The sequence below is a fragment of the Maribacter sp. MJ134 genome, assembly GCF_003970695.1.
Classification (GTDB): Bacteria; Bacteroidota; Bacteroidia; order Flavobacteriales; family Flavobacteriaceae; genus Maribacter.
In genome coordinates, this window is the sequence record NZ_CP034570.1 from 1055426 (window position 1) to 1072657 (window position 17232).

At 40.5% G+C, this 17232-nt stretch carries 19 protein-coding genes; 8 read left to right on the forward strand and 11 right to left on the reverse strand.

The annotated features are described in order from the left end of the window. Window positions 1-1036: 1036 nt before the first annotated feature. Window positions 1037-1831: a hypothetical protein gene (locus EJ994_RS04610; RefSeq protein WP_126591418.1), complete on the reverse strand. Its 795-nt coding sequence runs from the start codon at window positions 1829-1831 to the stop codon at window positions 1037-1039. A gap of 200 nt (window positions 1832-2031) precedes the next feature. Between EJ994_RS04610 and EJ994_RS04615 the strand changes: the two genes are divergently transcribed. Beyond that, on the forward strand, window positions 2032-2661 hold the full coding sequence (locus tag EJ994_RS04615) for a GntR family transcriptional regulator (RefSeq protein WP_126591419.1): 630 nt from the start codon (window positions 2032-2034) through the stop codon (window positions 2659-2661). A gap of 9 nt (window positions 2662-2670) precedes the next feature. On the opposite strand, the gene EJ994_RS04620 is transcribed toward EJ994_RS04615, so the two are convergent. Both EJ994_RS04620 and EJ994_RS04625 read right to left on the reverse strand, forming a co-directional pair. Further along, window positions 2671-3264: a hypothetical protein gene (locus tag EJ994_RS04620; RefSeq protein WP_126591420.1), complete on the reverse strand. Its 594-nt coding sequence runs from the start codon at window positions 3262-3264 to the stop codon at window positions 2671-2673. 3 nt (window positions 3265-3267) lie between these two features. Next, a complete protein-coding gene (locus EJ994_RS04625) occupies window positions 3268-3759 on the reverse strand; it encodes an RNA polymerase sigma factor (RefSeq protein WP_126591421.1) in 492 nt (163 codons plus the stop codon). Window positions 3760-3882: 123 nt separating this feature from the next. Between EJ994_RS04625 and EJ994_RS17390 the strand changes: the two genes are divergently transcribed. Further along, window positions 3883-4026 carry a hypothetical protein gene (locus EJ994_RS17390; RefSeq protein WP_164721421.1) on the forward strand — a complete coding sequence of 48 codons (144 nt, stop codon included), beginning with the start codon at window positions 3883-3885 and terminating at the stop codon, window positions 4024-4026. On the opposite strand, the gene EJ994_RS04630 is transcribed toward EJ994_RS17390, so the two are convergent. From EJ994_RS04630 to EJ994_RS04640, 3 genes are read right to left on the reverse strand one after another with little or no spacing between them, the layout of a single operon-like run. Beyond that, complete coding sequence (locus EJ994_RS04630; protein WP_126591422.1) at window positions 4027-5133, reverse strand: amidohydrolase family protein; 1107 nt, start codon at window positions 5131-5133, stop codon at window positions 4027-4029. 8 nt (window positions 5134-5141) lie between these two features. Further along, window positions 5142-5753 carry an NTP transferase domain-containing protein gene (locus EJ994_RS04635; RefSeq protein WP_126591423.1) on the reverse strand — a complete coding sequence of 204 codons (612 nt, stop codon included), beginning with the start codon at window positions 5751-5753 and terminating at the stop codon, window positions 5142-5144. Continuing rightward, window positions 5750-6760: an XdhC family protein gene (locus tag EJ994_RS04640; protein ID WP_126591424.1), complete on the reverse strand. Its 1011-nt coding sequence runs from the start codon at window positions 6758-6760 to the stop codon at window positions 5750-5752. The genes EJ994_RS04635 and EJ994_RS04640 overlap by 4 nt, the downstream gene beginning before the upstream one ends. Before the next feature lie 161 nt (window positions 6761-6921). Between EJ994_RS04640 and EJ994_RS04645 the strand changes: the two genes are divergently transcribed. The 3 genes from EJ994_RS04645 (at window position 6922) to EJ994_RS17395 (ending at window position 9385) form a co-directional block, all read left to right on the forward strand. After that, a complete protein-coding gene (locus EJ994_RS04645) occupies window positions 6922-8013 on the forward strand; it encodes a vWA domain-containing protein (protein WP_126591425.1) in 1092 nt (363 codons plus the stop codon). A gap of 201 nt (window positions 8014-8214) precedes the next feature. After that, on the forward strand, window positions 8215-9042 hold the full coding sequence (locus EJ994_RS04650; RefSeq protein ID WP_099574985.1) for a flagellar motor protein MotB: 828 nt from the start codon (window positions 8215-8217) through the stop codon (window positions 9040-9042). A 175-nt stretch (window positions 9043-9217) separates the two neighbouring features. Beyond that, window positions 9218-9385, forward strand: a complete 168-nt coding sequence (locus EJ994_RS17395) for a hypothetical protein (RefSeq protein WP_164721422.1) — start codon at window positions 9218-9220, stop codon at window positions 9383-9385. Window positions 9386-9389: 4 nt separating this feature from the next. On the opposite strand, the gene EJ994_RS04655 is transcribed toward EJ994_RS17395, so the two are convergent. Genes EJ994_RS04655 through EJ994_RS04665 form a run of 3 tightly spaced genes read right to left on the reverse strand, consistent with a single transcriptional unit; the run spans window position 9390 to window position 11934 of the window. Next, window positions 9390-10856 (reverse strand): M14 metallopeptidase family protein, encoded by a 1467-nt coding sequence (locus EJ994_RS04655; protein WP_126591426.1) that lies wholly within the window; start codon window positions 10854-10856, stop codon window positions 9390-9392. Then, window positions 10853-11509 (reverse strand): peptidoglycan recognition family protein, encoded by a 657-nt coding sequence (locus tag EJ994_RS04660; RefSeq protein WP_126591427.1) that lies wholly within the window; start codon window positions 11507-11509, stop codon window positions 10853-10855. The genes EJ994_RS04655 and EJ994_RS04660 overlap by 4 nt, the downstream gene beginning before the upstream one ends. Further along, entirely contained in the window at window positions 11506-11934 is a 429-nt protein-coding gene (locus EJ994_RS04665) for a 3D domain-containing protein (RefSeq protein ID WP_241240852.1), read from the reverse strand. The genes EJ994_RS04660 and EJ994_RS04665 overlap by 4 nt, the downstream gene beginning before the upstream one ends. A gap of 190 nt (window positions 11935-12124) precedes the next feature. Between EJ994_RS04665 and EJ994_RS04670 the strand changes: the two genes are divergently transcribed. Further along, window positions 12125-12526, forward strand: a complete 402-nt coding sequence (locus EJ994_RS04670; RefSeq protein WP_126591428.1) for a DUF2452 domain-containing protein — start codon at window positions 12125-12127, stop codon at window positions 12524-12526. On the opposite strand, the gene EJ994_RS04675 is transcribed toward EJ994_RS04670, so the two are convergent. After that, window positions 12521-13396: a pirin family protein gene (locus EJ994_RS04675; protein ID WP_126591429.1), complete on the reverse strand. Its 876-nt coding sequence runs from the start codon at window positions 13394-13396 to the stop codon at window positions 12521-12523. The two genes, EJ994_RS04670 and EJ994_RS04675, sit on opposite strands and share 6 nt — an antisense overlap. A 39-nt stretch (window positions 13397-13435) precedes the next feature. On the opposite strand from EJ994_RS04675, the gene EJ994_RS04680 reads away from it, so the two are divergent. After that, window positions 13436-14776, forward strand: a complete 1341-nt coding sequence (locus EJ994_RS04680) for a serine hydrolase domain-containing protein (RefSeq protein ID WP_126591430.1) — start codon at window positions 13436-13438, stop codon at window positions 14774-14776. A 676-nt stretch (window positions 14777-15452) separates the two neighbouring features. Here EJ994_RS04680 and EJ994_RS04685 read toward each other — a convergent pair. Further along, window positions 15453-16295, reverse strand: coding sequence for a 1,4-dihydroxy-2-naphthoyl-CoA synthase (locus EJ994_RS04685; protein ID WP_126591431.1), 843 nt, complete (start codon window positions 16293-16295; stop codon window positions 15453-15455). Window positions 16296-16530: 235 nt separating this feature from the next. On the opposite strand from EJ994_RS04685, the gene EJ994_RS04690 reads away from it, so the two are divergent. After that, window positions 16531-17166: a hypothetical protein gene (locus tag EJ994_RS04690; protein ID WP_241240853.1), complete on the forward strand. Its 636-nt coding sequence runs from the start codon at window positions 16531-16533 to the stop codon at window positions 17164-17166. Window positions 17167-17232: the final 66 nt, after the last annotated feature.

The window sequence follows — 17232 nt, forward strand, 5'->3', positions numbered from 1 at the left end:
TTCTGTATCAAAAGCAAAGGATCCTAAGGCAGGCTACATGGTATTAGAAGTAAAGCCTCCATTTATTAAAACGCAAGTTTTGTATCATTACAGAATTCGATATCGAGTACATTTAAAAGCTTACTGCCCGACCACTTTCACAAAGGCATATACGGTATAAAACTGAGGATTTTCTGTGCAGACAAGAATATGCGAAGCTGTGTTTGAGCATCTTTTTACTCGTTTATCCTGTTTTTATTTAATTAAAGCGTAGCGCATGAATTTATTTAAAACATTGAAAATCAATTAATTAAATGATTTCATAATTTTTATTTTGTTAAATAATGTTAAAAAAAGTACCTTTTATTACATAGTACTGTAACAAAAGTTATTCACCCTCGTCTATTAGACATAAGCAAAACAATAACAATCAACAATCAATTTTCATCAATCATTAAAAACGAACATCATGAGAACTTTCAACAGAAAATCACCAACAGAATCAAGAAGACACTCTTTCTTTTCAAATTTCAGGAATAGCAAAAGGGTACAATGGGCAGAGGTGAGGAACCATATGCACTAATTACAACAATCATCAATCATCAATCAATTTTCATCAATCATTAAAAACGAACATCATGAGAACTTTCAACAGAAAATCACCAACAGAATCAAGAAGACACTCTTTCTTTTCGAATTTCAGGAATAGCAAAAGGGTACAATGGGCAGAGGTTAGGAACCATATGCACTAATTACAACAATCATCAATCATTAAAAATCGGGGTTATGAAGCATTATAGGAACTTATCCCCAACGACATCAAAAAAATTCGCTTTTTTTACAAGTAATTCAGGTAGTAAGCGTATACGTTGGGAACAGAGAAGGGAATTTACTTCCTAATGGATCGGCAGTTAAGCTATAAAGGATATGACCTAATCAATCATATCCTTTTCTTTATTTCAAAAATTTAAGCGAGCTTCCTACCTTCCATTGTAATGAAATAAAAGAAAACCCCTAATATGGTATTAGGGGTTTTTTTAAATGACTGAATTTATGCTTAATTCTTCAAGGTAATTTCCTCTTCTACGCCGTTGGGGTACGTTACTAACGCTATGTCGTCACAAGTACCGTCTCCGAAATTTACACCTATCGTTAAACCGTTTTTATCTATGGTCATGTTGCCAGTATTAAGGTATGCACAGTTTAGATTACCTTGCAAAGCAGAAATTACGCTTACATTATATGTGTTACCATCGGCCATTAATGTCCAGTCACCTTCAATGGAGAATGTGGTGGACTCAAGACTATCTCCAAAAGTAATTCCAAATGTCTTTGTTCCATTTTCTGAAACAGTGGAACCATCTTCTAATACCAGGGACATATTACTCGTTACTGCGAACGAAACCCCATTTTCGTTGGAATTTCCGCTTAAAACATAGGTTCTAGTACCGTTTATTTTAATTTCACCTACATAAAAATCTTCATAAACTGCCGTATACGAGGCAGTTTCATTATCTAAATTGTAGGTAACCACTAAAGTACCGTTCACATTGTCGCTACCGTTTAAAACACAGTTGTTAAAAGTCACCGTATAGCCGGTGTCTGTATATTCCGCATTATAGCAATCGTCGTTTTTAGCCGATTTACCTGAAGTACTATTATTCATATATAAATCTGATAAAACCGTATCTACTGATCCGGAAACATCGTCGGTTTCCAAAATAGTTTTAAGTTCTGTGGAGGTAAGTTCCACGTTTTCCTCTGTTTCCGTTTCATCACTACAACTAAGAATGACAACCGCGCCCATCATAATAAGGGCGATTCTTTTAAATACTGCTACTGAAATTTTCATATTATTTGTTTGTGGGTGTGAATAATATGAACGGGAGGTAATTAAATTTATTATAAGTTGTTAGGTTGATAGTTAGTACTTTAACATAGCAGAATTGATTCATTCTTGTACTACTCATTTAATTAGTATGGCTTAACACTGGGGTGTACAGCAATAAACTTTAGAATTTCTAGTTTAAATCGTATACGATATACGATTATATGATAAGGAAAGTAAATTTAAGAACGCAAGTACGGGATCATCTTTTGAGCCAAATGGTTAGGGGTGAGCTTCAAATAGGAAAAACCATAAATTTGGCTGCACTTTCAAGAGAATTGAATATCAGCGTTACCCCTATTCGCGAAGCCCTGACCCAATTACAGCAGGCCAATATCATCAAGGCCATACCCAATAGAGGTTTTATTATAGCCGAGCTGGATGTAAAAGAAGCGGAAGACCTCTACAATCTCGTGGCCAGTTTAGAGGTTATGGCCATTGAAAATTCGGAATTCGATACGCAGGATATTGAAGCGCTTAAGCTGCAACAACAGGTTTTTGAAGACGCAAAGGATGCACTGTCACGCATACAAGCCGATTTAGAGTTTCATAGATTGCTTACCAAAGGATATGAAAACGATTTGACCTTACAAATTTTAAATGATTTAAAAACGCGCATATTCTTTTATGAAAGGGCATTCATGACGGACGATTCGTTCTATAACAAATCCGATAACCAGCATGATGCGATAATTTCCGCCATTGCGGATGACAATGTACCCACCGCCTCCCTCCTATTAAAAATGAATTGGATGTTAATTTTAAACTATATTCAGAAAAAGTTGACGGAGTGAGTTTTCACCCTATTCCAAATCTTTTATCAATTGCTCCGCAGCATTGGTAATACGCTTGTAATGACCATAACCCCAAAGGGTAAAAAGTGTCAAAAAAATAGCCATTATGCCAAGTTTCCATAGCAAACTAGAGGGCTCTAAAAAAAGGTTTTTGTCATTGAGTATCTTCGCTACGGTAGGTAAAAAAGCAGCCAAATATAACATGGAGGCAAAACTCCCATAACGCTGTATTTTCAGCAGATTGGCCTTTGCTTGGGTGTATTTAAGTAGTGCGTCTTTGTAGTTTAAATTAATAATATCCAATTGGCGAATACGCTTAAGGGAACGCAGGACCAAGAAAGGCAAGAGTATACTAAATAATACGGCAAACAGCCCACAAGCAAGCAAATACCAGGTATCTAGCTTATTCACTTGTATTAAAATGAATAACGCGGATGCCACACAGACCAAAGTTCCCGCTTTTTCATAATTGGTAATGGTCCTAAATTTAGCTCTGTATTTCTCTTTTGTCATTTCCATAATAATATCATTAGTAAGTTCCTTTTGTTTTTCCAATTCGTGGCTCATCGCTGTCCATGCCGTTTGTAATTCTTCTAGTTCCATGAGTTAATTTTTTGTCATGTTGTTTCTTAGTTTCGATTTGATCCGGGAGATTTTCGTGCCTATATTAGAGCCGCTCAATCCGGTAATCTCGGCCATTTCTTTATAGCTTTTTCCCTCTAACAGTAAGAGCATCAGTCCTTTTTCCAAGGCGTTCAGGTGTCGTATATGATGATATAACTGCTTTAAACGCTCTTCGTAAACTTCATCCAATACTTCACTACTGCCCACAACGACTTCGGATATAGGAACGGCATTGATCTCTTTCCTTTTGGATTTCTTTAAATAGGTTATGGCCGTATTCATGCCTACCCGATACATCCAAGTGGTTATTTTTGATTCGTTTCGGAACGAATCAAAATACTTCCAAAGTTGGTATACGATTTCCTGAAAGAGGTCCTCTTGGTCTTGTTTCGTATTCGTATATATCGATGCTACCTTATAAAGTAGCCCTTGATGCTCACGTATTAATGCGGAAAATACTTGTTCTTTAGCCATTTGGCCTTGCCGGTTTTCTTATTGGTATACGGAACAGTAAAAAAATCACACAAAATGAAAAATTTTAATCCTGAACTATACAACAAGCTGAAATATAGAACGTTTTAGGCATAAATTAATCGTATGCAATTCTTAAATAAAGAAATTGAGGCCTTGACTAAAAGGAAAAAATCCACATCGCTGGTAAGGAAAGAGCTGTCCTGTGGTATTTTTCAAGATGTGGAAGGTCTTGTAAATATTCCCAAAGAAGAAAAGGAAGTACAATAACTATTGGTTTTCAAAAAGTGTCTTGTCCAGACCAGGTATCAACTCAAGGGCGTTCTTATAATACACCTTCCGGAGCACTTCGTCCGGCAAGTTTAAGCCGTACATTGCCCAAAAAGCATGGTATTTTTTATAGTATGGAAAATACTCATCATTACTTTCGAGCACACGGAAATAGGTGGGAAACTCCTCAGGTCTCCAACTGTCCTTTCCAAAAAGTATTCTATCTTGATATTTTATAAAGAACGCTCTAGCGTTTTGCGGTTGTCTTCCTAGCTCGGCGATTACTGCGGCAATGCCCACGTTCATATTGGGCATGGCATCAAGGAGTGTCCCTAGTTTTCCCAGATTATTGGCATACCAACCCATATGTGCATTAATGAACTTTGTTTTCGGATGCTTTTTAAAAACATTATGCTGCTCCTGTATTATCTGTTCCCAAGGTGCAGGGTCAGTACTGGAACGTTTTCTTCGGGGATGTGTCTTTAATTCTAGCCAACGCTCATTATCACCGTTCATATCGTCCCAGAACGATTTGGGGTCCGCTGCATGGATGAGTACTGGCACACCCATTGCTGCACACTTAGCCCATATAGGGTCCAAACGAGCATCGTCTATGGCCAATCTTTCGCCATTGGAATCCTTATAGCGCAGTCCTAGACTTTTAAAAATTTTAAGCCCTTTAGCGCCATTTTTTATATCCTGCTCTAATTGTTGTGCGGCTTTTTCACCCCAATCGGCACCATCCACATTAGAAAAATCGACATTGGCGAATACAACGAATCGGTTCGGGAAGCTTTTGTTGATGTTATCCACTTTACTTTTAAGGCTTGCCCCGGAACCACCGCTGAGATTTACCATAATACCCTCATTTAAGGACTCCATATCCTTTACCAATGAAGTTAGTTTTCCAACGGACATATCCCGCTGATGACTGTGAACATCGATAAAAGGAAATTTAGCCCGCTTTATCTCCTTTCCCGGCACTACTAGCGTAGATGTAGGATTGTATTCCTCAAAACTCATCTCCTGACCTACCGCGTTGAACACTGTGAAAATGAAGGTAAAAACCAGTAGGGTCGTATTTTTAGAAATGCTTCTTTTGGTCATATGATACATCAATTATACTGTTCGTAAAGCTTTTGATATTCTTCAGGGGTGTCTACATCCGTAATCCTGGCCCCGGCATCAAAGATATAAATTGCGTCCTTATATTTAGCCAATACCTTCTTAGCACCAGTATCCGCATCTAAACGTGTCAATTCCGTAACAACATCATGCCTAAAAAGAGCCGGTACACCCGCTTTGGCAGCATATTTGGTAGCGAGGATGGGGTGATTCTTCCTTTGAAATTCACTTATCATCGCCTTATAATAGGCAGTATCCATCAAGGGCTGATCTGCCAAACAGACTAGAATTCCCTCGTAATCTTCGTCCTGATTTAAAATGTGGCCTACACCACAGGAAATACTGTTTCCCAGGCCTTTTTCCCAACTCGTATTATGGATAATCGAGGCAGATAGCGCCGCAAAGTCGATTTGCTTAAAAATAGCATCGTAGTTGGCACCTAAAACTACATACAAATGCTGTTTTTGAAACTCTCGCAGCGTTTTAAGTGTATGGGACAGCAGATTAGACCCTTTCCAAGGCAGTAACTGTTTTACTTTTTGCATACGGCTAGCGGCACCTGCGGCCATCACCAGTATCGCTATTTTAGAAGTATTTTTCAATGATGAATACCTTTCCGTTTGTCCTTCAACATCATCGGTTCTTGGTTTCTGATAACAGCCAATATTTCGGAAAGGATGGCAATGGCGATTTCCTCTGGAGTTTCCGCTCCAATATTCAGTCCTGCCGGACCATGAATGGTATCGAAGAAGTCATAGTCCTCATCGGGATACAGATCAATGAACTCCCCGAACAATTTTTCTCTCCTCTTGGAAGGTCCTAAAAGTCCAAAATACATCGGGGCAGTATTTTTTAGTGCGAACAAGTATTTTAAATCCTTGACATAGCTATGCGTCATCAACACCACCGCTGTTTGTTCATCTATCTGTGCTACGGGCATCTCCAAGGGCTGCGTATTCCATAGCGCATCAATTCCCGGGAAATCCGTTAGCGTCTTTTCTTCTTCGGGCACGGTGCATACGTTGACCTCCCAGCCCATCTGTAGGGCCAATTGTGAAAGTTGAACGGCATCGTGCTCTCCTCCCACGAGCACTAATTTATAGGAAGGTAGCATCTCTTGCTCAAATAGTTCTAGCTTAGGTTCTTTTTGCTGCTTCGGCTGAAGATGATATTCCTTTCCAGCCATAACAAATATAGAACCGAGATGCTCGTGTTCGCCATATTCCTTGAGATATTGTGCTGTAATAGAAAATGGTTTTCTTTGATCGATTATGGTTTCGAACGCATTAAGGAAGGATTTGTCGGGCGCAAAAGGTTCCAACAAAATGTATAAAATTCCTTCGCAGCCCAATCTGAATCTCCCATCATAGGTCATCATTTTTGATTTTCCCGATGCAAAAACGGTACTCGCTTGAAAAACAATCTCCTTCTCAACACAACCACCGCTTACGGCACCGGTGAGTTCCCCGTTTTCACAAATAAGCATGCGCACACCGGGCCTCCGATACGACGAACCGTCCAAGGCCACTACAGTAGCAAGAACGGATTGTAATCCGTTGGCTTTGTAAACAAGGTGTTGTTTAACTATTTTCTTTAATTCGTGGGTCATGGATATCCTGCTGTGGAATTAGGGTTGGTATACATTTGAAAATTACCTATTTCCAATAGGCTTCAAGACCTACTTTAACAATGTTTAACATATTTTTTCAAATCCCCTATAATTTCTGGACAGAAAGACCGTTCTGCTTGTTGAACCCAAAATATATGTTTATGAAATTATTTTTGAAGACCTTTGGATTTACTTTATTTATGGCACTTTTCGTTTCTTGCGGGAATGCCGATGATGATGTAAATCTAAACTTGAATTTTGGTGACGGCCTTGGTAAAGGAGTCCCGGTGGACGATTGTTTAGGATTGGAGGAAGGGGAATTGGTGTTGTCCATCCAAGAAGAGTTTACCACCTTACCCGGTAAAGTATCTATTTTCTTTAGAGTTTCCGATACGGACGGTAATCCTGTTCCTGGCTTAAATGCAGATCAGTTTACAATTTACGAACAAGGAAGGAACGACGATTGTTTCAATACCATTTCTACATCGGAGTCTTTTGCAAGAATATCTCCGAATGCCCAGATATTCAGTAATAACACGCTTTTGGTGCTCGATTTGAGTAATAGTGTACTGGACAGTAGTTTGGAGGAACTAAAAATTGCAAGTACCAGTTTCATCAATAACGTTATGCCGGATACGGCTCAAGAATCTTTCCAAATGGCCATATATTGGTTCGATGGTGAGGATGAGTTGCATTTACTGAACGAGTTAACACCGTCAAGACAGGATTTAATTGCCGCTATTGATGGTATTACGGACGATATCAGTTCTGACCCCTCTACCGATTTATACGGTGCAGTGATCAAGTCAACGGACATTGCGTCTAACCTTATCAGAGAAACCACTACGGGCGGAAAGATCGGGGCGGCCTCAGTTGTCATATTTACGGATGGTACCGATCAAGCCTCTCGATTTACAAAAGATGCCGCTTTAAAGAAAGTAACAGATGCCGATTCAAATATTTCTTTCTTCAGTATTGGATTAGGAAGTGAGATAGATACCCAGGTGTTAACGGATATTGGCAAAACAGCTTCTGTTTTTGCAACGAATAAGGAGGAATTAGAAGATACGTTCAACGACATCTCTGAGAAAATATCCGAACGTGCCAATAGCTTTTACCTCTTTGAGTATTGCAGTCCTAAAAGGGATGGTAGTGGAATAAATAATTTGGCCATAGAAGTTAAAACGGGTTCGAGAGAAGGCGCCGTGCAGACTAAGTTCGATGCTAAAGGATTTGAAGGTGGCTGTAATTAACAGCAGCTTAAACTAAGCTTTTAAAGACGCCCACGGGCGTCTTTTTTTATATTTTTTAGGAACTGTAATAAGGAATTGAACGCCAATTATTTAGCGACGTTTCTAGACTGGAGTATGCATAGACATCTGCATGGTGAAACATCCGTTTATCGATTTTCCCCGTAGATGTAAGTGTAAATACTAATTAAAAGAACTAAGAAAATGAAAAATTTATCAGTAGTTGGAATACTTTCCATAGCACTTTTAACGTCATGTGTCTCCAAAAAGAAATATGTTGCTTTGGAAGATAACTTGGCGCAGACGCAAAGTATGCTCACGAAGACTCAGGTGGAAAAAGAAGAATTGGAAACTAAGTTTTCTAAAATTGAAGCGCGTGTTGCGGAGTACAATTCTAAAATCAATTCGCTTAAAGAAATGAACGACAGTCAGTATACCACCGTAGACGATGTCGCTGTTATGAGTAACAATACGAAAGCGAATATGCGAAAGACTTTGGAAAAAGTTGACGCGTCAAAATTAGCGGAGGCTAAAACTTTGCAAGACTCAATGAACTTAGCGGTTTCATACAAGCTAAAGCAGTCTATTTCGGACGACGATGAGGATGTAGAGGTAAGTATAGACAAAACGGTAGTTATGATTAACATTTCGGACGAGTTGTTGTTCAATACCGCGAGCTACAGAGTAAGCAACAAAGCCGACAAGATATTGACCAAATTGGCAGAGGTCATTAAGTCGGAGCCAAGCATGGAAGTTATGGTAGAAGGGCATACCGATTCCAGAACCATTAACACGCCCATGGTAACCGATAACTGGGATTTAAGCGTAAAGAGAGCAACCTCTATCGTTAGGGAGTTACAAACTAAATACGATGTAGACCCCACACAATTGATTGCGGCAGGTAGAAGCAGCTACTTGCCATTGGTGGAGAACGATTCCAAAGAGAACATGGCCAAGAATAGAAGAACTAAGATCGTTATTCTTCCAAATTTGGATAAATTCTTTGCTTTATTGGATACGGCAAGTTTATAATATAGAACCTACATAAGTATGATTAGGGAGGCTTTTGCCTCCCTTTTGCGTTTCTCACCGATACAGAGTAGGGTTTTTGGCTCGGTAATTGTTTGGATTATATAACAACCCCGAATCATATACAACGAATCACATCCTAAAACACCAATGCTATTGAATCTAAAAGAAAGAAATTATGGATGTTATCAACGAAATTCTTCAGAAAAGTGCGCTAGGAGTACTGTCAAACGCATATAAGAGCCTTGTTTTGCTTTTGTTCTCCGCTATTGTTACCACCTTGTTGACCATGTTGGTACTCTTAATAACGTACGGGTCTCACATCACGGTGCAATTTGGGTATTAATAGCTTATCTGAAAATCATGCTATTTGGAATTTCTAAAGAATCCGAATTCAAATCTATCAGAAAGCCGTTGATAACCGCATGGCTAAGTTTGCCCTCTTTTTCAAGAAAAAATGTGGGATTAATACCAGGTTTTAAATTGAGGTCAGGTGTTTGAAACTTTTCACCGATAATATGAAATGGAAAAGACGCGTTTAAAGCCTCTTTCGGAATATTTTTGAGCCTTACGTATCCAAAACCCTGCTGCAAAACAGTTTGAGCATTCAATGCTTTTAGTGCTTCCATATTGGAAATTAATTTTGGATAAACTTGTGCTTTTCGAATCGTATACCCGCTGGCATCAAAATTCTCATATCCGTAATAGGTAGACAAATCACCCTGGTCCCAGATGCGGCTACTGTACCAAAAATTATTATGGTCTTCGTAATCTACTTCTACTTGATTGATTCCTAAATCTATCTTGTACGGTTTCCCCATTAATTCATAGGTAGCTCCCGTTATTTTTAAATCGAACAGTTTACGGTCGTTCTCCGGAATTTTTTCATATTCGGAAATAGGAATATCCTTATAATTTTCTTTGGCAATCGTATAGATGGCTGAAAGGATGGAAACATAGTTCAATTTTCTGATTTCCTGCTTCTCGGTATCCTCAGGGTATCCACCAGATTCAATGAGAATAGTGCTTGTGCCCCATTTTTGAATATTATCCCCAAAGGCCCTGGGTTCAAAATCGTCATTATACCGGCCTACCTGCCCAGGAGCATATTTCTGTAGGATACTGTTCATAAAGACGATGATTTTCATGGCGTTGCCCCGAACTTCATTGATATCTTTTTCATAGTTGTAGGCAGGTGCCAAATATGAAATGGTAGCTGGTTTTTCCGTACGTTCCGCATTGTAATAAGTACTCTGGTCGTGCAGGTTAAAACCAAAATCGGCCTCCAGACTATCGCGAACTCTTTTCAAGGTCTGCGATTCCGGGGATTGTAAACGTAACGCATCTCTGTTGATATCAACCCCTAATAAGTTTCTTCGTTGAAATAGTTCCGCACCATCCGGATTTAACATCGGTAAAAAATGCACGGTAAGGTTGCTTAAAATCGCTTGCTTCTCTTCAGCAAAATCCGGACTGTCCAAAAAGTTCAGGATGTCAAAAATGGCCTGTGTGGCGGTAGGTTCATCGCCATGCATTTGTGACCATAGAAAAACATCGGTAGTACCCGTTCCAATGCTAACTAAGTTCAAGCTTTTTCCTCCTATGGAGCTACCGACTTTAGTCACCTTAAACTTTGGGTTCTTAGCAAAGGCGGCGAGTAAGGGTTGAATATCTTGGTGCTTAATGCGTCTTTTGTTCAGGGTTGGTTCCTTATATTTTTCGTAAGAATCGTATAGCTGTGTGGTAATATTAGCATCCTGAGCCTTTACAGGGGCAAAATAACAGTAAGCAAGGAATACAATAATTAGGTTTTTCATTGCGGTATATCTTTAAAATTTAAGTCGCTTACGGCCTTTCTTACACGTCTCATAAATGCCGTTCCGGGATCTGTTTTTTTAGTGCGGTACCCGTCATCTTTCTCCAACCATAGCGGATGATTTTCAAAACGGGTGTATTCATAATGGCCAATAAGATATTCAATAGGGTACTTCTCCTCTAAATAGCGTACCAGCCAGATATTGGATTTTAGTTGTGCTTTGGTAAGCGGTTGGTCCGTATCGCCTCCTACATTTTCAACACCAATAGCACAATGATTTAAACCAATGACATGCCTGGCCATGGTAGTTTCTGGCATAAGTCGGTATATTGTGCCATCACGGTCTACCATAAACTGAGACGAGACATTTAAACCGCTGACATCCTTAATATCGGGCCGCCAGTTGGGTAAACTCGGATTATTGAAAGCCTCAAAAGATTTTTCAAGGGTTGGGATTACCGTCCAATGGAGGACTATCATTTTAGGAACGATTATAGGGTCGTCCTTTTTAAGTCCGTAACGTTTGGAAAGATACTCCAGGGTGAGTATTTCCCGTTCTTCATTAAAAATGATAGGCTTATCCACAATAGTTTTCGTGGTACTACAGGAGACGACCAATAACCCTAATACTAGTAACGGTAGGAAACACTTCATTCTTTAGCTAAATTTTTTGCAGTATCCCGTTTCACGGCATATTTAATTTGAACCTTGCGTCTCCCCCATTCCCGTGCTTTTTTAACGTCTTCATCCATATAAATATCAATTCTGTTGGTCCAGCGTTTGTTCATTTTATCCTTTACCAAGTAAATTCCTTTAAAGGTATCTATTTTTACCATGGTATTGTGTCTTAGGCCCTTTCGCAACAAGTCCCTGGACACAGCTATCCATTTGACTCCCGGCGTAATGGAATCTCCCCAAGCCGTAATCTTTGGATGCTCGTAGGACGTTTGCGCTGGAGTAGAATTATAGGCTGTTGCGGTAACTTCTAAGGGAATCCAATCGTAACGGACAATATCCTTTACCTCCTCTTTGCAACCAAAAAGTAAGCAACAAATACATATGCAAAGGGTAGTTCTCAAACTAGGGATTACTAATTATTGGTTTCTAAGATAATACGATTTCTTCGATTTAGAAATGAAATAGAAAAGACAGTCACTCGAATAAGAAATAGAATGCGTCTTTTACTCCTGTTGTTTAATTGTTTAAGAATTCCAATTATCACTAGTTGAACCCTTAAATATCCTCACTTTTCTGTAATTTTGTACTGCTATGAAAAAAGAGAAAAAGCCGGATTATGTGGTCTTCGATGAAGAAACACAACGTTATAACGGGAAACTATTACCCTACTCCAGCAGTGTATCTGCACCTAAAATAACGCCTCCGGACGTTACTTCTTGGAAAAACACGAACATCGTTAGTGCCAACAATCAGTTTAAGGCAAAATACGAGTCCATTCAAGAAGAATATAAGCGGATGATGCAAGAATTTGAATACAACAATCTGGTGTACAATGCCAAGTTCAATTTTGAACCTATTGTAGGCAAGGTCTATCATCTCTATCGTTCCAAGGACCAAAGTACTTTCCTATCCTTGATTTTACCGCACGAATGTAATTTTGAACATCTGGGAACTTTTAAATTGGGACCGGACAAGACTTGGGAGAAACTATAGGCCGGGCAGCGGAACGTAGCTATCATCAGTATCCATCATGGGAAAAGTTTTGTTCTTCCAAGCTTCCTTGGCACGTGTTATCTTTTCTTTATCGTGAGAAACAAAATTCCAGTAAATATGGCGTTCCTCAGGGAATGCCTCGCCACCAAACAGTAGTAGGTGGGTATGTTCATGAATAACCGTAGTACAGGTATCTTCTACTTTGCTAACGACGATATGACCCTCAGTGACGGTTTCTCCACAGGCTTCTATACTTCCACTTACGATACAAATCCCGATTTCACCCTTCAACTGACCAATGGTATTGAGCTGGTAGGTATCCGTGGTTTTAATTTCTATCATGAACAAGGGGGAATGCACCGGCACTGGCGATTTTCTCCCGTAGCCTTCCCCTGCCACCAAGGTAAAGCTGGTACTACCATCGTTCCATTGGGGTAAGTCAGTTTCCGGAATATGATGGAATTCGGGCGCAATATCTTCCAAATCCTTCGGTAGTGCCACCCAAATCTGATAACCATGTGCTTTGAATCGGCTTCCGTTTCTAAGGTTATTCGGCGTACGTTCGGTATGTGAAACTCCACTGCCGGCTACCATCCAGTTAACGGACCCGGGTCGTATACGCTGTTCCGTACCTAGACTGTCCGCGTGCATGAGCTCCCCTTCCAGCATAAAGGTGAGTGTAGACAAACCAATGTGTGGATGCTGGTCCACGTCCATATAGGTATCGGGACCTAAGGTGGTCGGTCCCATATGGTCGATGAAGATAAACGGACCTATCATCCGCTTTTTTCGAAAGGGAATCAGCCGTCCCACTAAAAAATCTCCGATATCCCTGCTGCGTTCTTCTATGATTAATCCGATATTTGACATGTATTGCTTTTTGATAAATTTACGACAATCCCTAAAAGAATGAAATTGAAGAAAAGAAGAATTGTTCTGGTCCTAATACTCGTGGGTGCTGGAATTTTAGTTTGGGCGAATTATCCAAAATTGAATATCATTTCGGGTTTCGCCTCAAAGAATTTAGCCTCGGCACATTTTATCAGTGGTCGTTTATATACGGAGATAATTGAGACCGATAATGACATGCCCTTGATTAAAATGGCCGAACTAGAAAAGGTCATTGGGGACGATGTCACCAGTTCCGTTTTTGGACTTATGGAACGGGAAACGGTCTGTAGGGACGGTCTGGGTTGCGTACTGATTAACGAATCCTATGATAAGACCCAGGTACTTTTAAAACCCAAAAGAACCCGTATAGAGAATAATTTGCCCTTTCCCTATGGAAATAAGGGTATCAAGGATACGGTTTTTGCTAATGTGGATTATGACCGTTTGCATAAGGCCGTGGATTTTGCTTTTTCCGACTATGAAAATCAAAAGACACGAACGGTACTTATTGCCCATAAGAATGCGCTATTAACGGAGAGGTATATTGAAGGGTTTTCCGAAAAAACACCTGTCTTGGGCTGGTCTATGACCAAGAGCGTTTTGGCTACGGTCTATGGTATCCTAGAGCATCAGAACAAAATCAGTATGGATTTTAAGCCTTTTGCGGAGGACGTTCGAATGAAGGATTTAAAACACACCATCACCTTAAATCATTTGCTCCGTATGCAAAGCGGATTGGAGTGGGATGAGGATTATGCCAGTATCTCCGACGTCAATAAAATGCTTTTTTTGGAGGCCGATATGACCAAACCACAAAGATTAAAACAGTCCATCGCCGCACCAACGGAGGTTTGGAACTACTCCTCCGGAACCACCAATTTGCTTTCGGGTATTTTAAGGGAACACTTTGATTCCTATCAAGAATACTTGGATTTTCCTTATACCGATTTCATTGATAGAATGGGGATGCATTCCATGCTTATCGAAACCGATATGTCCGGCAATTTTGTGGGTTCCTCCTATGCATGGGCTACGACAAGGGACTGGGCCAAATTTGGATTGCTCTATCTCAACAAAGGAAATTGGAACGGGGAGCAGTTATTCTCCCCCGCTTGGTCGGATTATGTTTCCCGACCCACAAAGAATTCGGATGGTGTATACGGCGCACATTTCTGGCTAAACGCTGGCGGTAAATATCCCGATGTTCCGCGCGACCTGTATTCCGCAAACGGGTTTCAGGGACAGCGCGTGTATATTATTCCCTCTAAGGACCTTGTCGTAGTCCGTACCGGATTGGCCAATGAGGACGAGTTTGATGTAAATACTTTTCTCAGTGAGGTCTGTAAAGCGATAAAATAAATTCGATTAACGGTATTAATTGTAAGTTTTTTCTTATTTAACCACAACATACGACCTCTTCACAACAAGTTTGGCTTAACTCACAACAATAGTTTCAATTTTACGAGGTCTCCCTTTACATTTACAGTGTTATTAAAAACGAATTAAAATTTTTCATTTTCATATAGTGTTCTCGTAAAAGAGTCTGATCTTCATTGATCGGACTCTTTTTAGTTTGTTTCGATTCCACTCACTTCAACTCCGCTCACTTCGACCACGCTCAGTGACCGCTTACAAAGAACAATCGAACTGACAGGTAAGACTTCGTTCGCTTCGACTCCGCTCAGTGACCTAGGGAAATAAGGGAGTAGCACACATAAAACTGTTCTCGATACATTTTTGATGAAAATATCAAAAACACTCGAACTGACAGGTGAGACTTCGCTCACTTCGACTCCACTCAGTGACCATTTACAAAGAACAATCGAACTGACAGGTAGGACTCCGCTCACTTCGACTCCGCTCAGTGACCGATAATAAATTCCTTTTACTTGGAAAATGATGCACTATTTTATTTCTTTAATCAACCATCAACCATCAACCCTTGTCCTGAGCGTAGTCGAAGGAATCAACCCTTGTCCTGAGCGTAGTCGAAGGAATCAACCCTTGTCCTGAGCGTAGTCGAAGGAATAAACCATCAAGGCAGCCACTTGTTCTTTCCAAAATCTGGTTTACGTTTTTCTAAGAAAGCATTACGTCCTTCTTTTGCTTCTTCGGTCATATAGGCCAAGCGCGTAGCTTCTCCGGCAAATACCTGTTGTCCCACCATACCGTCATCGGTAAGGTTCATCGCGAATTTTAGCATTTTTATGGAAGTAGGCGATTTTTCCAGTACTTCTTGCGCCCATTGGTAAGCAGTAGCTTCCAGTTCTTCATGGGGCACTACGGCGTTCACCATACCCATTTCAAAGGCCTCTTGGGCGGAATAATTTCGGCCTAAAAAGAAGATTTCACGCGCTTTCTTTTGGCCCACCATTTTGGCCAAATACGCAGAACCATATCCCCCATCAAAACTCGTAACATCGGCATCGGTCTGTTTAAAAATAGCATGTTCCTTACTGGCCAAGGTCATATCACAGACCACATGCAGACTGTGTCCGCCACCAACGGCCCATCCGGGCACCACGGCGATGACCGCTTTAGGCATAAACCGGATCATACGTTGCACCTCTAGAATATTAAGACGATGCTGTCCGTCCGCGCCAACATAACCCTGTTCCCCCCTAGCCTTTTGGTCGCCTCCACTGCAAAAGGACCAAATACCATCCTTGGTAGACGGACCCTCGGCGGAAAGCAATACCACACCGATAGCGGTGTCTTCCTGCGCATCGTAAAACGCTTTGATCAATTCACTTGTCGTATGCGGTCTAAAGGCATTACGTACATTGGGTCGGTTAAAGGCAATTCGCGCCACACCGTTGCTCTTCTTATAGGTGATATCATCAAATTCCAAGGCGGTCTGCCAGTCGGGTGATTGCATAGTTCTGATTCTTTAAATTTGAGCACTAAAAATAATACTCTCTGTGGTATTAGAACAAAGAATTGAAGGCTATTCTCGTTTCTTAGCGTACGATTTCCTCTATTTCTCGATGAGTTTTCAATTTTTAGAAATTGATTATCTTGACCGAACTAATACCAACCCGACCCTAGTATGAATATGAAAACCTTGGGTCGTAGAAGATAAATTCTCGAATGGTAGACCAGCCTTTGAAAAAGTGGGCGTACAATTCGTACCCGACGTAGGGCCTTATGAAAAAATGAAACTGCGATTGCTCAATGCCGGGCATTCCGTATTAGGAATTTTAGGAGCTATTCACGGCCACCCCACCATCAATGCCTGTGTAGAAGATGAACTTTTCGCTACCTATTTACGTGCCTTTCTAGATGAAGAAGCCACGCCCATCTTAGGGCCGATAATCGGTATTAATTTAGAAGATTATAAAGACAGTTTACTTGAACGTTTTGCCAACCCGAATATCAAAGACAGCGTCAGCCGTATTTGCTCGGAAAGCTCTGCCAAATTGCCCAAGTTTTTGATTCCCACGATTCACGAGAATTTAGCGACAGGCGGAAGCATCAAATTCGCCACCTTGGTCCTAGCCGCTTGGTGTTATTATAGCGATAAACAAGCTGACCAAAACGGAGAACCCCTAGAAATTATTGATGCGATGCAAGGTGAATTGCATAAGGCCGCGAAAACAACTGCCAATAACCCATTAGCTTTTGTAAGGCAAGAATCCTTGTTTGGGGGGCTTGCGGAGAATGAGCGGTTTGTTACCACCTATACTGATATGATTCAAGAACTTTACAAAACAAGCGAGGTCAAACAGTTGATGCAATCGTTATTGTAAATTCGCCTCAATATCAACCAACAACTCGTAACTCTCAACCGACAACTGTCAACTATAAACATAATC

What these genes read in the sequence shown, in the direction of transcription:
- EJ994_RS04610 (WP_126591418.1), bottom strand. Translation starts at nt 1,831, where the DNA reads ATGAAAATTTCAGTAGCAGTATTTAAAAGAATCGCCCTTATTATGATG.
- EJ994_RS04615 (WP_126591419.1), top strand. Translation starts at nt 2,032, where the DNA reads ATGATAAGGAAAGTAAATTTAAGAACGCAAGTACGGGATCATCTTTTG.
- EJ994_RS04620 (WP_126591420.1), bottom strand. Translation starts at nt 3,264, where the DNA reads ATGGAACTAGAAGAATTACAAACGGCATGGACAGCGATGAGCCACGAA.
- EJ994_RS04625 (WP_126591421.1), bottom strand. Translation starts at nt 3,759, where the DNA reads ATGGCTAAAGAACAAGTATTTTCCGCATTAATACGTGAGCATCAAGGG.
- EJ994_RS17390 (WP_164721421.1), top strand. Translation starts at nt 3,883, where the DNA reads ATGCAATTCTTAAATAAAGAAATTGAGGCCTTGACTAAAAGGAAAAAA.
- EJ994_RS04630 (WP_126591422.1), bottom strand. Translation starts at nt 5,133, where the DNA reads ATGACCAAAAGAAGCATTTCTAAAAATACGACCCTACTGGTTTTTACC.
- EJ994_RS04640 (WP_126591424.1), bottom strand. Translation starts at nt 6,760, where the DNA reads ATGACCCACGAATTAAAGAAAATAGTTAAACAACACCTTGTTTACAAA.
- EJ994_RS04645 (WP_126591425.1), top strand. Translation starts at nt 6,922, where the DNA reads ATGAAATTATTTTTGAAGACCTTTGGATTTACTTTATTTATGGCACTT.
- EJ994_RS04650 (WP_099574985.1), top strand. Translation starts at nt 8,215, where the DNA reads ATGAAAAATTTATCAGTAGTTGGAATACTTTCCATAGCACTTTTAACG.
- EJ994_RS17395 (WP_164721422.1), top strand. Translation starts at nt 9,218, where the DNA reads ATGGATGTTATCAACGAAATTCTTCAGAAAAGTGCGCTAGGAGTACTG.
- EJ994_RS04655 (WP_126591426.1), bottom strand. Translation starts at nt 10,856, where the DNA reads ATGAAAAACCTAATTATTGTATTCCTTGCTTACTGTTATTTTGCCCCT.
- EJ994_RS04660 (WP_126591427.1), bottom strand. Translation starts at nt 11,509, where the DNA reads ATGAAGTGTTTCCTACCGTTACTAGTATTAGGGTTATTGGTCGTCTCC.
- EJ994_RS04670 (WP_126591428.1), top strand. Translation starts at nt 12,125, where the DNA reads ATGAAAAAAGAGAAAAAGCCGGATTATGTGGTCTTCGATGAAGAAACA.
- EJ994_RS04675 (WP_126591429.1), bottom strand. Translation starts at nt 13,396, where the DNA reads ATGTCAAATATCGGATTAATCATAGAAGAACGCAGCAGGGATATCGGA.
- EJ994_RS04680 (WP_126591430.1), top strand. Translation starts at nt 13,436, where the DNA reads ATGAAATTGAAGAAAAGAAGAATTGTTCTGGTCCTAATACTCGTGGGT.
- EJ994_RS04685 (WP_126591431.1), bottom strand. Translation starts at nt 16,295, where the DNA reads ATGCAATCACCCGACTGGCAGACCGCCTTGGAATTTGATGATATCACC.